Here is a 13268-nt window from a genome sequence, read left to right as displayed (position 1 = left end):
CGGCTACTCCTGCGGCCGGCCGGGTTCGAAATACTTGCCCGGAAATTCTATGCCCATGTTGCGCAGGTCCTCGAGGAAGCGCGGACGGATGCCCGTCGCCTCGAAGTGACCGACGATCTTGCCGTCGGCCTCCATGCCGGTGCGCACGAAGCGGAAGATCTCCTGCATCTGGATGACGTCGCCTTCCATGCCCGTCACCTCGGCGACGCTGGTCACCTTGCGCTTGCCGTCGGACAGGCGCGTCAGCTGCACGATGATGTCGAGGGCGCTGGCGATCTGGCTGCGGATCGACTGCACCGTCATCGGCATGCCGGTCATGCCGAGCATCTGCTCAAGGCGGGAGATGGCGTCGCGCGGCGTGTTGGCGTGGATGGTCGCCATCGAACCTTCATGGCCGGTGTTCATCGCCTGCAGCATGTCGAAGGCCTCCTCGCCGCGGCACTCGCCGAGGATGACGCGGTCGGGCCGCATGCGCAGCGCGTTCTTGACCAGGTCGCGCTGCTTCAGCTCGCCATGACCCTCGATGTTCGCGGGCCGCGTTTCCATGCGCGCGACATGCGGTTGCTGCAGCTGCAGCTCGGCCGCGTCCTCGATGGTGATCAACCGCTCGTCCTCGGGAATGAAGGCCGACAATGCGTTGAGCATCGTCGTCTTGCCGGTACCTGTACCGCCGGAGATGATCGTGGTCTTGCGCGCATGCACGGCCGCCGCCAGCACCTCGGCCATGTTCTGGGTGATGGCGCCGAACTCGACCAGCTTGTGCAGGCCGAGCTTGTTCTTGGAGAATTTGCGGATCGACACCAGCGGCCCGTCGACGCCGACCGGCCGGATGGCGGCGTTGAAACGCGAGCCGTCGAGCATGCGGGCGTCGACCATCGGCTGCGATTCATCGACCCGGCGTCCGACTGCAGCGACGATTTTGTTAATGATCCTAAGTAGATGCGCTTCGTCCTTGAACGGGATGTGAACCTGCTGCAGCTTGCCGCGTTTTTCGACGAAGCAGTTCTGGTGACCGTTGATAAGGATGTCGTTGATCTCGGGGTCCTTGAGCAGCGGCTCCAGCGGGCCGAGGCCGACCATCTCGTCGACGATGTCGTCGACCAGGGCGTCGAGCTCGGCAGTGTTGATCGCCATCCGCTCCTCGCGCGTCTTTTCCGAGACGAACTCATGCACCTGACGGCGCATTTCATCCTTGGGCAGCCGCTCCAGCGCGACGAGGTTGATCTCCTCGAGCAGCATGCGGTGGATGCGCACGCGCGCGTCAAGCACCTTGTTGGCGCTTTTTGCCGGTGCCGCATCCGGCTTCGGCGGAGCCGGCTTGCGGGTCGTCGGAATGACCACGGCATGGTGCGCAACGGGCGCGGGTTCGGGCGGGCGCAGCGGACGGACGTCGCGATTCTGCAGGTTGGAGAAGCGGCTGCTCATCCTGCTCTCCTCTTCAAGAGGCCCTTGCCGAGGCCGAACAGCGACTTCGATTTTGCCGTCGTCGTCACCGCCTCCTCAGGCAGGATGATCTTCTTCAGGTCGTTGACGACATTGGCGTTGGGGTCGATGTCGTGCAGCGGCACGCCCCGGTCGACTGCCTCGCGCACCAGCCGGTAGTTGTTGGAGATGCCGCCGACGAAATGTTCGCCGAGAATGTCCTGGACATCGGCCTGCTTGATGCCGCTGTCGAACATCTTCTGCTCGAAGCGGTTGACGATGACGTTGGGCCTCACTTCCTTGCCGGCAGTCTCGTAGATGGCCTGGATGAGACGCTGCGTGTGGCGCAGGCAAGGCACCGTCATCTCGGCCACGATATAGAGCTTGTTGGAGCCGAGCAGCACCGTCTCGGTCCATGGGAACCAGGTGCGCGGCATGTCGATGACGACATTGTCGAAATAGGCCGAGACGAGGTCGAGCATGCGCACCACGACATCGGTCTTGAACGAACGCATTTCCGAGGGACGCGTCGGCGCGGCCAGCACGCAGAGCCCGCTCGCATGCTTTGAGAGCATGACATCAAGCAGCTGCCGGTCGAGGCGTTCGGGCTGGTTCTCGATTTCGGTGATGTCGAAGCGCGGCTCGAGATCGAGATATTCGGCACAGGCGCCCTGCTGGAAATTGAGGTCGACCACGCAGGTAGAGGCGCCGCGCGTCACCGAATGATGCAGCTGGAAGGCGGTCTGGAGCGCAAGCGTGGTGGTGCCGACGCCGCCGGCGGCCGGCATGAAGGTGTAGATCTGAGACTCGGTGTTTTCCTCGCGCCCCGGCCCCTGCAGCGCGCGGATGACGGAACGCACCAGGTCTGCGGTGGTGATCGGCTTGACCAGGAAGTCGGCGACCTTGAGCTGCACCAGGATGCGCACCGCCGCCGCATTGAATTCCTGGGTGACGACGACCACCGGAACCCGGCCTTCGAGCCGGCGCATGATGCGCTGCAGCGACTCGATCTCCTCGAGCTTGGCTGCATCCATGTCGACGATGACGGCACCGAACTCGGCTTCCTGGACTTCACCGCGAAGCTCGTTGACGCTTCTCTCGACTGTCAAAAGCTCGATGACCTCGGAGGCTGCGAAAGCCGTCCGCGTGTCCTGCGAGAACGCCCTGTCGGTTGAAACGAGCAGGATCTTCTTTGTCTTGGTGCCGGATGCCATGATCGCCAGCCAATCAGTTTGATGTCGTCGATGCCGATGTCGTCGATGCCGACTCCGAACCGGCTTTCGCGCCGGCGGCGCCGGCCGTGGGGCTCGTGCTTTGGGCCGGCACCAGAAGCCTGGTGTTCTGGACGCCGTACTGCCAGGGGTCGACCATCTGCATGACCGTGTTCGACGCCTGGGCGTTGCCGGCAGCCGTCGTCACGCCTTCGCTGCGCACGTAGTCGTCGCTGGTGCAGCCTGCGAAGGCACCGGCAAGCAGCAGAGCGATACAGGGAGCCAGACGCATGAGCTCAGTCCTTCGGCAGATCGAGAAAGTGGCCGGAGGTCGTGGCGGCCGCCGGACGGGCCACACTGCCGTCGGCCAACGCCACCGGGCGCTTGGGCGCCGAGGCGCTCACTTCCTCGTTGTTGTTCAGGAAGTAGTCGACATTGCTTGGCGGCTGCGTTCCGTCGGTCGGCTCGACCATCTTCTTCGACGGGTCGACCGGCTTGACCAGATAAGGTGTGACGATGATCACGAGGTCGGTCTCGCGCCGCTGATAGGACTTCGAGGAGAACAGCGAGCCCAGCACCGGCAGCTTGCCGAGCCCCGGCAGACGCGAGGTCGTGATGTCGTTCTGCGACTGCAAAAGGCCGGCGATCATGAAGCTCTGGCCGTTCTTCAGGTCGACCGACGTCTTGGCGCGACGCACGATGAAAGCCGGAATGGAAATGCCGTTGCTGACCTGGATGGAGGCAGAAGTGTCGATCGAGGACACTTCAGGCGCGATATCCAGGCTGACCAGCCCATCCTTGAGCACGGTCGGCGTGAAATCCAGGCCGACGCCGTATTTCTTATAGGTGACGCTGATCTTGCCGTTGTCCTCGGAGACCGGGATCGGAAACTCGCCGCCGGCGAGGAAGCTTGCCGTCTGGCCCGAGCGGGCGATCAGGTTCGGCTCGGCCAGCCGCCGGGCCAGACCGCGCTCTTCGAGCGCCTTGATGGCGATATCGATCGAAACGCCGTTGGAGAGCAACCGGCCGATGATCTCGCCGGTGCCGGCCGTCGGCACGGTGCCGGGATCAAGGATGACGTCACGGCCGCCCATGCCGAAGGCAAAGTTGGCCCCGTATTTGGCGCCGAGATCTTGTCCCGCCTGGCGGTTGATCTCGACGAATCGGACATTGAGCTGAACCTGCTGCGAGGACGAGATGTTGACCGAGTTGATCACTTCCTCGTTGCCCGAGAAGCGCGACGCGATCTTGCTCGCCTTCTCGGCCGCGACCGCGTCGTCGGCCTCACCCGACAGCACCACGCGGCCGTTGGCCGAACCGACCCTGATCTTGGCATCCGGCACGCTGGCGCGGATGGTGCTTGCGAGCTGGTCGGTATCCAGCGTCACCTCGACGTCGATGGTGCCGACGAGCTGCTTGTTCTGGTCGAACAGCGCGATGCCGGTGGTGCCGAGATTGTTGCCCAGCACATAGAAGGACTTGTCGGTCAGCGGGTTGACGTTGGCGATCTCCGGATCGCCGATGACGATCTGGTAGAAGGCGGCGCTCGTCATGATCGTCTTGGGCTTGCCCTTGGCGACCTTGATCGAGGCATTCTTGGTCGCCGAGACGTAGACGACATCGTTGTTTGCCCGGGCCGGCGCCCCGAAGGCAAGCGTTCCCGCGGCTGCCAGGAAGGCGCCCGCAGCCATCGCGCGCAGAAGGCGCAGCCCTCTGGTTGTCCGTTCTTTGTTCAACACAGGCATTGTCCCGTCCCCGGCCGGTCCCCACCGGCTATTGTTCTTGTTCCTTGGAAGGAACGACGTCTCCCTCGGCTTGCTTGGAAAGAACCTTGTATTCCTCGACCTTCTCGCCGCGCGACACGATCACCGTCTTGAATTTTGGCCCTTCCGGCTCCTTCGCCACCGCATTGACCAGCGAGGCGGCGCTCGCCTCCGCGCGCGCGGCAACCGAGCCGCCGAAGGAAGAGATGGTGGTGAGCCCATTGCTGCTGGCGCTGGCGTCGGCGGCGGACCGCAAGGACAGCGACAAGGTGCCGACGGTGCGGGCAAGCGCGACCTTCTGTGCCCCTTCGTTCGTCACCTCGAGGGTCACGGAATTGGCGACCTGCGGCTCGGTCTTGCGCTCGTCGGCACCCTGGCCGACCGAAAGCACCCTGGCATCGGAAACGACGATTTCGGACGTGACCGTCGAGCCGGCCGCCCCTTGGGCGTTCTTGGCCACTTCCTGGATTTCGCCGGCATCGCGCGTCAGCACGACGTCGACCCGGTCGCCCGGCGTGATGAAGCCGCCGACGCCGGCGATCTCATCGATGCGGATGGTGACGGCCCGCATGCCTGGCGACAGCATGTTGGAAAGCGTCGCGCGGCCGTTCGGCCCCGACAGCTTGGCGAGCAGCACCGGCTCGTTGACCTCGATCGGCGACAGCACCACCCGGCTGCCTTCGGCAAGCAGCTTGTCGATGGTCGGGAAGGCGCCTTGCGGCAAGGAATCCTGCGGCCACGGGATTTCGGTGAGTTGCGACCGATCGAGCTCGGTGCCGTAACGAAGCGGCGCGCTCGCCACGACTATGGTCTTGAACTCGACCTTGGGCTCTTGCGGCGCCGCGATCGACGCCACCTTCTGCTCGGATTGGGCTTTCGCCTGGCTTTTGACCCAGAAATCCGCGGCAAAGATCGAGATCGCGCCGAAAACGGCGGCGATGCCGATCATGGTTATGGCCCTGCCCCTCACAACGAAACCCCTGACGCCCCGTGGTCTTTTGTCGTTGAGGCTCACCCTAGGCGTTAATGTTAAAGAATCGGGAATCCAAGGGTATGGAGACCGCCCTATTTCCGGCGGCTTGGTTATCGAATGGTTTTAGAATAAGAGAGACTTTGATCCCTGAACGGAACAGGAACCTCGTTCGCCCGCCAAAAGCGTGGCAGTATCGAGGAGTGATTCGCAGTACCCAACGCTAGGGCCAGCATGGACGACAGAAACGACCTTTTCGGCGACCTGGAAAAGCAGCAGCCACAACCAGTGCGCACGCCATCGCGCGCCGCGGATCCGATCGTACAGGCCGCGAAGCGCTCGACGGCCTCGCGCGACGGAAGCGAGAGCTACAGCGCCGCCGACATCGAGGTGCTGGAGGGGCTGGAACCCGTGCGGCGCCGCCCGGGCATGTATATCGGCGGCACCGACGACAAGGCGATGCATCACCTGTTCGCCGAGGTCATCGACAATTCGATGGACGAGGCGGTCGCCGGCCATGCCACCTTCATCGATGTCGAGCTTTCGGCCGACGGGTTTCTCACCGTCACCGACAATGGCCGCGGCATCCCGGTCGATCCGCATCCGAAATTCAAGAAGCCGGCCCTCGAAGTCATCATGACGACGCTGCATTCGGGCGGCAAGTTCGACTCCAAGGTCTACGAAACCTCCGGCGGTCTGCACGGCGTCGGCGTTTCGGTCGTCAACGCACTGTCCGATCACCTCGAGGTCGAGGTCGCGCGCGGCCGCCAGCTCTATCGTCAGCGCTTCTCGCGCGGCGTCCCGGTAAGCGGTCTGGAGCACCTCGGCGAGGTGCACAACCGCCGCGGCACCAGGACCCGCTTTCATCCCGACGAGCAGATCTTCGGCAAGGGCGCCGCCTTCGAGCCGGCCCGGCTCTACCGCATGACGCGCTCGAAAGCCTATCTGTTCGGCGGCGTCGAGATCCGCTGGACCTGCGATCCGTCGCTGATCAAGGAAAAGGACCAGACCCCGGCCAAGGCCGAGTTCCATTTCCCGGGCGGCCTGAAGGACTATCTCAAGGCTACCCTCGGCGACGAATTCCAGGTAACCCGCGAGGTCTTCGCGGGAAAAAGCGACAAGCAGGGCGGCCACGGCTCGCTCGAATGGGCGGTGACCTGGTTCGGCGGCGACGGCTTCCTCAATTCCTACTGCAACACGATTCCCACCCCCGAAGGCGGAACGCATGAGGCAGGCTTCCGCAATGTGCTGACCCGCGGCCTTCGCGCCTATGCCGATTTGATCGGCAACAAGCGCGCCTCGATCATCACCACCGAGGACGTCATGATATCGGCCGCCGGCATGCTGTCGGTGTTCATCCGCGAGCCGGAATTCGTCGGCCAGACCAAGGACAGGCTGGCCACCATCGAGGCGATGCGCATCGTCGAAACCGCCATCCGCGACCCGTTCGATCATTGGCTGGCCGACAATCCGCAGGAAGCCTCGAAGCTTCTCGAATGGGTGATTGCGCGCGCCGACGAACGCGTGCGCCGGCGCCAGGAAAAGGAAGTGTCGCGCAAGAGCGCGGTGCGCAAGCTGCGCCTGCCGGGCAAGCTGGCCGACTGCACGCAGAACGCCGCAGCGGGGGCCGAGATCTTCATCGTCGAAGGCGACTCGGCCGGTGGCTCGGCCAAGCAGGCGCGCGACCGCGCCAGCCAGGCGGTGCTGCCGCTGCGCGGCAAGATCCTCAACGTCGCCAGCGCCGGCAACGACAAGCTTGCCGCCAACCAGCAGATCTCCGACCTGATCCAGGCGCTCGGCTGCGGCACGCGCTCGAAATATCGCGACGAGGACCTGCGCTACGATCGCGTGATCATCATGACCGATGCCGACGTCGACGGCGCGCACATCGCCTCGCTTTTGATCACCTTCTTCTATCAGGAGATGCCGAACCTGGTCCGTGGCGGCCACCTCTACATGGCCGTGCCGCCGCTCTATTCGATCCGTCAGGGCGGCAAGGTCGCCTATGCCCGTGACGACGCGCACAAGGACGAGTTGCTGCGCACCGAATTCACCGGGCGCGGCAAGGTCGAGATCGGCCGCTTCAAGGGCCTTGGCGAGATGATGGCCTCGCAGCTCAAGGAGACCACCATGGACCCGAGGAAGCGCACGCTGCTCAGGGTCGATGTGATCGATGCCGAGGAGGCGACCAAGGATGCCGTCGACGCGCTGATGGGCACCAAGCCCGAGGCGCGCTTCCGCTTCATCCAGGAACGCGCCGAATTCGCCGAGACCGACGTGCTGGATATCTGAGCACCTGCCGGTCATAACAGGCTCCGATACGGAGACCTGCACGTGACCTGGACGCGGCTGAAAGAGCTTGTCGAGACACCGCTGAGCGGCCTGACGCAGCCGACGCGCTCGGACTGGATCTTCGCACTGCGCACGGTTTCGGCCGGGCTGATCGCGCTGCTTGTCGCCTACGCCCTCAAGCTCGACCATCCGCAATGGGCGATGATGACCGTCTTCATCGTCGCGCAACCGGTGGCCGGAATGGTGCTGGCGAAAGGTTTCTACCGGCTGCTCGGCACGTTGGCCGGCGGCGCTGCGGCGATCGGCATCACGTCGCTGTTCGGCATCAATCCCTGGCTCCTGGTGACGGCACTGGCGCTGTGGATCGGCGTCTGCACGCTCGTCTCCTCGCTGCTGCGCAATCCGGAGGCCTATGGTGCCGCCCTTGCCGGCTACACCGCGATGATCATCAGCCTGCCGGCCTTCGGTCAGCCGCATCTCGTCGTCGATCTCGCCATTGCGCGCTGCGCCGAAATCGTGCTGGGCATCGTCTGCGCCGGCGTCACCAGCCGACTGATCCTGCCGAAGCTGGCGGCGGACGCCATCATCTCGAGGTTGAAGCGCAGCATTCTCGATCTTGCCGACTATGCCTCCGGCGCCTTTTCCGGCGGAGACCCGGCTGGCCTTGCGGCCCTGCAGCGCAAGCTGATCACCGACGCTCAGACGCTTGCCGAGATGCGCACCTATGCGCGTCTGGAGGCGCCAAGTTTCGCCACGCGCGCCCATCCGGTGCGGCGCACGATCGGACAGCTGCTGTGGGCGCTGTCGGCGGCCCGCGCGCTGCACACTCATGCCGCGCCGAAAAACGCGACGCTCCTCCCCGTGCGCAGCGACTTGCAGGCTTTCGTCGGTGAGCTCTCGGCAACGCCAGGCGCACTTGACGACACAGGCCCCTGGATTGCGCGGCTCGACGCGATCGCGACCAAGGCGCGGGAGGCGCCGGCTACGCCGGCCGAACCCGGCGAGGACAGGGTCGGCACCATCACCCGCCTCACCATCGCCGCCGATTTCGCGGAGGCGCTGAAACAGGTGATGCGTGGCCTGGATGCGCTTCGCTCGCCGGTTTCCAGGTCGTCTCGTGAACGACAGCAGCCGGCGCTGGTCGTGCATCGCGACTATCACGCCGCCTGGCGCAACGCCGTGCGCGCCGCACTCGCCACGCTTCTGGTGGCAGCCTTCTGGCTGACGACCAAATGGTCGGAGACCGCAGGCACCGTCATCCTCGTTGCCGTTGTTTCCAGCCTGTTCGCGGCACGGCCCGATCCGGTCCAGTCCGCCTGGGGTTTCTTCAGGGGAACGCTGCTCGCGCTGCCCTTCGCCTTCCTTGTCGGCCAGATCGCTCTCCCGGCACTCCCCGGCTTCGGCTGGTTCGCACTCTTTGTCGTGCCCATCATGGTGCCGGCGGCGCTCGGCATGGCCAATCCGCGCTATGTCGGCGTCGCCACCGCCTTCGCCATCAATTTCTTGGCTTTCCTCAGCCCGCACCAGCTGATGACCTATGATCCCGGCCCGTTCTTCGCCGGGTCGGCGTCGATCCTGGTCGGCATCCTGATCGCCATCGGCGTCTTCATCGTCGTGCTGCCGGCCAACCCCTGGGTCACCGTCGAGCGCATCTCGCAGGCAATGCGCGAGGACCTGGCGCGCCTTTGCCTGCACGAGCGCATTCCCAGGCGTTCGGCCTTCGAAAGCCTGGCCTATGACCGGATCAACCAGTTGATGCCGCAGCTGCAGCAGACAGGCAGGAAGGGCGATCCCATACTGGGCGGCAGCATCGCCGCCGTCACCGTCGGGCTCGAAGTGCTGCGGCTGCGCGGCGCGCAGCTGAATTCCGCGATCCCACACGAGACGGTGGAATCGATCGGCAATTTCCTGAGGGGCCTGGCGCGGGAATTGCTGTTCAGGAGACATGGCGAGCCGCAGACGTCGACCGTCGCCGTGGCGAGGCAATATGCGGCGGGCATCGCCGATCGCAGCGACCGGCCCGAAATGCTGCAGGTCGCGGCCTCGCTGCGCATCATCGCCGCGGCGATGGAGGATTATCCGGATTTCTTCGCGAGAGGTCGAGGCTGACGCCTTAATGCATGTCGCGCAAAAGTGTGCAGCGGTTTTGCGGAAACGACATGCATCAAAACAAAAGCTTAAAGCGCATCGCCTGAATCCGCTTCAGCGCGACGCGCTTTAAGCCGCCGCTATCGCCAGCGCGTGTCCGCGCGCGTTTTCGCGCAGCGCGTCGAGATGGATCGACTTCACCAGCCCTGCCAGATCGCCCTCGGCCGTCTGCCCGCCGAGCTCCTTCAGCATCAGCCAGCTCACTTCCTGAACGCCCGCGACGCGCTTGCCGTTGGCGACCTCGCGCCAGACCTTCAGCGCCCGCAAGATGATGCCGTGCGTGGCGGCGGCGAGGCCGGCGCTGCGGAACAGCGCCTGCAGCGCGACGTCGTGGCCGCCGGCCAGCAGCGCCCTCACCCGCTGTTCGGACTGCTGGGCAAGCGCGACCAGCGCCGAGCCGAAGAAGTCGACCTTGCCATGCGCGATGGTGCGGATGATGAAGCCTGCGGTGAGATCGCCGCGCAGCCTCAGATGCTCGATCAGCGCGGCATGCTCCTCGGCGCGTGTGCCCTCGATCAATGTCACCGAGGCCTTCACGCAGGCATCGCGCATCACGCGATCGGCGCGGGCGGCGCCCATCAGCGCCAAGACCAGAGGCGACCCTTTCAGCGTCTCGCCGAGCTTGACCAAAAGCATGTGCCGGCAATCGGCAGGCAGACGCGCGTCAGCGATCAGCGCCTCGCGCACCAGCGGCACATGGCCGTGGCGTTCGGCCATGCGCCGGAAGCTCAGCGATGCAATGTCGGCGCCACTATTGGCGATGAGCGTTGCGCAGGCTTCCGGCTCGCCGATCTCGGCAATGGCTGCCGCCAACGACATCGAGACGACGGGACGGTTGGCTATCAGCTTCTGGGTGGCCTTCTGGCGGCCGGCGACGCGGTCGATGAGATCGGCGTCGGTAAGCAAAGGCGAACGCGCCAGCACCAGCGCCGCCACTTCAGGTTGGTCGGAAGCGAGTGCTGCGATCACCTGCGGCGGCGCGTGGTGGCTCATCGACAACGCCTCGGCGAGCGACTGCCTAACCTTGGCGGAGACGTCGTCGAGCAGCAGCGTGAGCGCTGCCTCGGCGGCGCAGCGATCCTCGAACGGCAGGTCGGAGTTTATGTAGGCGCGGGCCAGCGCGCTCGCGGCGGCGGCGCGCTCGGAAACCCTTGCCGTATCAATCCATTTTAGAAAATGCGAAACAATCATGCCGACCAGCTACGCCCTCGCCGGAATGTTCCCGGCCCCGTTGTGAACGGTAGTCTGGAAATGGTTTACGAACGGTTCACCATGTTTCTTAACCGGCTTGATGGAGCCGCGACCAACGCCTATCAAGCAGGGACAAGCGGAGGAGATCGACCATGGCCGGGCTTTATTTGGAAGAGTTCGTCGTCGGCCATGTCTTCCGCCACTCGCTGCGCAAGACCGTCACCGAAAGCGACAACATGCTGTTTTCGGTGATGACGCTGAACCCGCAGCCCTTGCATATCGATTTCGACTTCGCGGCGAAGAGCGAATGGGGCAAGCCCTTGGTCAATTCGCTGTTCACGCTCGGCCTGATGATCGGCATTTCGGTGAACGACATCACCATCGGCACAACCGTCGCCAATCTCGGCATGAAGGAAACCGTGTTTCCGCACCCGGTCTTCCATGGCGACACCATCAGAGTCGAGACCACGGTCGTTTCGGTGCGCGAATCCAAGTCGAAGCCGGATCGCGGCATCGTCGAGTTCGAGCACCGCGCCTACAATCAGGACGACGTGCTCGTCGCCAAATGCACGAGGCAGGCGATGATGAAGAAGCAGGCGGCCTGATGCGCTCACTGCTTTTCGCGCCCGGCGATTCCGAGCGCAAGCTGGAAAAGGGCTTCGGCGCCGGCGCTGACGTGGTCATCGTCGACCTTGAGGATTCCGTGGCCGCCGCCAACAAGGCGGCCGCTCGCGAAGTCGCGGCTCGCTTCATCTCGGATAGAAGCCAGCAGATCAGCTCCGCCATCTATGTGCGCGTCAACGACCTCACGACCGGCATGACCGATGACGACCTTGCCGCACTTGTCCCGGTGAAGCCCGACGGCATCATGCTGCCGAAGTCGAACAGCGGTCAGGATGTGCAGCAGTTGGCGGCCAAGCTTCGCGTGCACGAGGCCGAAAACGGATTGCCGGACGGCGGCATAAGAATCCTGCCGATCATCACCGAAACCGCGGCAGGCGTGTTGGCGGCGGCAAGCTATGCAGGAGCGAGCACCCGGCTCGCAGGGCTTACCTGGGGAGCCGAGGATTTGTCCGCCGCGATCGGCGCGCGCTCGGCGCGCGACGAGAGCGGCCGCTATACCGATCTATTCCGCCTTGCGCGCACGCTGACGATCCTGGCAGCCGGCGCGGCCGAGGTTGCGGCGATCGACACCGTCTTTCCGGATTTCCGCGACATGGCCGCTTTCGAGGCCGAGTGCCGCGAGGCCGAACGCGACGGCTTTACCGGCAAGATGGCGATCCATCCGGCGCAGGTGCCGGTCATCAACGCCGCCTTCACACCGTCGGCCGAGGCGATCGAGCGCTCGCAGGCGATCGTCGACGCCTTCGCGGCGGCGGGAAATCCGGGCGTCGTCGGCATCGAAGGCAAGATGTACGACCGCCCGCATCTGCGGCTCGCCCAGCGGCTGCTCGCCCGCGCCAAAGCCGCCGGCATTTCCGCCTGAACCGTTACCAGACCATCGGGATCAGCCGGTAGCGGACATTCTCTGCATAGTCGTCATAGCCGCGCAGGCCGGTACGCAGCGTCTTTTCTTCGATGAAGGTGCGGATGGCGAGCAGAACGATGAAGGCGAGGACCGATACCAGCCCCCACCACGAGCCAAGCAGCAGCGCCGTGCCGGCGAAGAACAGGATGGCCCCGGCGTACATCGGATGGCGGACATAGCTGTAGGGGCCGGTGGTGATGACCTTCTGGCCGCGCTCGTCCTGGATCTTCACGACAGGCGCCGCGAAGCTGTTCTCCAGCATCGTCAGGTAGCAGATCCAGATGCTGACCAGCAGCACGATCGCGCCGGTCACCTGCAGCCAAGCGGGAACGGCCGACCAGCCAAAGCGGAAATCGAGACCCATCAGGATCTGCCAGGCAAAGATGCCGGCGAGCAGAACGGAGAGCAGGACCTTGTCGGCCGCCGTCTGGTTCTTCTGGATCGGCGGGCTGAGCCTCTCGTTCATCAGGCCGGGATCACGCCGCGCCAGCGCCACGCCCAGTGTCAGGCTGAGCCCCACCATCAGGACCAGATAGGCCCATGCTCCAGGCCAATGCAGCGTTCCGGCCGACATGAAGAGCAACGCGCCCATGAAGCCGAACCACAGGAATGTCTGGATAATCAATTTCGCGACCATGACCCACCTGCCATGACATGCCCCGCCGCTATTGGTCGAATCCGACCACTGGTCTATCATACCGACCAACGGTCTATAGCTCAAGCGTCGACTGTCGTCATCTGGA

The 13268-nt window shown here is 64.5% G+C and carries 11 protein-coding genes; 4 read left to right on the top strand and 7 right to left on the bottom strand.

What is annotated here, in order from left to right; translation table 11 throughout:
- Positions 1-3: 3 nt before the first annotated feature.
- From QAZ22_RS18500 to cpaB, 5 genes are all read right to left on the bottom strand, one after another.
- Positions 4-1425 carry a CpaF family protein gene (locus QAZ22_RS18500; RefSeq protein WP_278202180.1) on the bottom strand — a complete coding sequence of 474 codons (1422 nt, stop codon included), beginning with the start codon at positions 1423-1425 and terminating at the stop codon, positions 4-6.
- Positions 1422-2636 (bottom strand): response regulator/pilus assembly protein, encoded by a 1215-nt coding sequence (locus QAZ22_RS18495; RefSeq protein ID WP_278202179.1) that lies wholly within the window; start codon positions 2634-2636, stop codon positions 1422-1424. The genes QAZ22_RS18500 and QAZ22_RS18495 overlap by 4 nt, the downstream gene beginning before the upstream one ends.
- Positions 2637-2649: 13 nt before the next feature.
- Positions 2650-2925 carry a hypothetical protein gene (locus QAZ22_RS18490; RefSeq protein WP_278202177.1) on the bottom strand — a complete coding sequence of 92 codons (276 nt, stop codon included), beginning with the start codon at positions 2923-2925 and terminating at the stop codon, positions 2650-2652.
- Between the two features lie 4 nt (positions 2926-2929).
- Entirely contained in the window at positions 2930-4324 is a 1395-nt protein-coding gene (locus tag QAZ22_RS18485; RefSeq protein WP_278207882.1) for a type II and III secretion system protein family protein, read from the bottom strand.
- Between the two features lie 82 nt (positions 4325-4406).
- Entirely contained in the window at positions 4407-5345 is a 939-nt protein-coding gene (cpaB, locus tag QAZ22_RS18480; RefSeq protein WP_278202176.1) for a Flp pilus assembly protein CpaB, read from the bottom strand.
- 255 nt (positions 5346-5600) lie between these two features.
- Between cpaB and parE the strand changes: the two genes are divergently transcribed.
- Together parE and QAZ22_RS18470 are read left to right on the top strand one after the other, a co-directional pair.
- Positions 5601-7658, top strand: a complete 2058-nt coding sequence (gene parE / locus QAZ22_RS18475) for a DNA topoisomerase IV subunit B (protein WP_278202175.1) — start codon at positions 5601-5603, stop codon at positions 7656-7658.
- A gap of 42 nt (positions 7659-7700) precedes the next feature.
- Positions 7701-9767 (top strand): FUSC family protein, encoded by a 2067-nt coding sequence (locus tag QAZ22_RS18470; RefSeq protein WP_278202174.1) that lies wholly within the window; start codon positions 7701-7703, stop codon positions 9765-9767.
- 108 nt (positions 9768-9875) lie between these two features.
- Here the strand turns inward: QAZ22_RS18470 and QAZ22_RS18465 are convergent, their stop codons facing one another.
- Complete coding sequence (locus tag QAZ22_RS18465; RefSeq protein ID WP_278202173.1) at positions 9876-10997, bottom strand: DUF2336 domain-containing protein; 1122 nt, start codon at positions 10995-10997, stop codon at positions 9876-9878.
- Positions 10998-11149: 152 nt separating this feature from the next.
- On the opposite strand from QAZ22_RS18465, the gene QAZ22_RS18460 reads away from it, so the two are divergent.
- Together QAZ22_RS18460 and QAZ22_RS18455 are read left to right on the top strand one after the other, a co-directional pair.
- Positions 11150-11602: a MaoC family dehydratase gene (locus tag QAZ22_RS18460; RefSeq protein WP_278202172.1), complete on the top strand. Its 453-nt coding sequence runs from the start codon at positions 11150-11152 to the stop codon at positions 11600-11602.
- Positions 11602-12483 carry a CoA ester lyase gene (locus QAZ22_RS18455; protein ID WP_278202171.1) on the top strand — a complete coding sequence of 294 codons (882 nt, stop codon included), beginning with the start codon at positions 11602-11604 and terminating at the stop codon, positions 12481-12483. Before QAZ22_RS18460 ends, QAZ22_RS18455 begins: the two co-directional genes overlap by 1 nt.
- Positions 12484-12487: 4 nt before the next feature.
- Here QAZ22_RS18455 and QAZ22_RS18450 read toward each other — a convergent pair whose 3' ends face one another.
- A complete protein-coding gene (locus tag QAZ22_RS18450; RefSeq protein ID WP_278202170.1) occupies positions 12488-13162 on the bottom strand; it encodes an isoprenylcysteine carboxylmethyltransferase family protein in 675 nt (224 codons plus the stop codon).
- Positions 13163-13268 lie beyond the last annotated feature (106 nt).

Source organism: Mesorhizobium sp. WSM4906 (assembly GCF_029674625.1).
In the GTDB taxonomy this organism is placed as follows: Bacteria; Pseudomonadota; Alphaproteobacteria; order Rhizobiales; family Rhizobiaceae; genus Mesorhizobium.
This window is presented reverse-complemented; position numbering and strand designations above follow the sequence as displayed.

Coding starts and splice junctions, on each gene's coding strand:
- QAZ22_RS18500 (WP_278202180.1), bottom strand. CDS start 1,425: ATGAGCAGCCGCTTCTCCAACCTGCAGAATCGCGACGTCCGTCCGCTG.
- QAZ22_RS18495 (WP_278202179.1), bottom strand. CDS start 2,636: ATGGCATCCGGCACCAAGACAAAGAAGATCCTGCTCGTTTCAACCGAC.
- QAZ22_RS18490 (WP_278202177.1), bottom strand. CDS start 2,925: ATGCGTCTGGCTCCCTGTATCGCTCTGCTGCTTGCCGGTGCCTTCGCA.
- QAZ22_RS18485 (WP_278207882.1), bottom strand. CDS start 4,324: ATGGCTGCGGGCGCCTTCCTGGCAGCCGCGGGAACGCTTGCCTTCGGG.
- cpaB (WP_278202176.1), bottom strand. CDS start 5,345: ATGATCGGCATCGCCGCCGTTTTCGGCGCGATCTCGATCTTTGCCGCG.
- parE (WP_278202175.1), top strand. CDS start 5,601: ATGGACGACAGAAACGACCTTTTCGGCGACCTGGAAAAGCAGCAGCCA.
- QAZ22_RS18465 (WP_278202173.1), bottom strand. CDS start 10,997: ATGATTGTTTCGCATTTTCTAAAATGGATTGATACGGCAAGGGTTTCC.
- QAZ22_RS18460 (WP_278202172.1), top strand. CDS start 11,150: ATGGCCGGGCTTTATTTGGAAGAGTTCGTCGTCGGCCATGTCTTCCGC.
- QAZ22_RS18455 (WP_278202171.1), top strand. CDS start 11,602: ATGCGCTCACTGCTTTTCGCGCCCGGCGATTCCGAGCGCAAGCTGGAA.
- QAZ22_RS18450 (WP_278202170.1), bottom strand. CDS start 13,162: ATGGTCGCGAAATTGATTATCCAGACATTCCTGTGGTTCGGCTTCATG.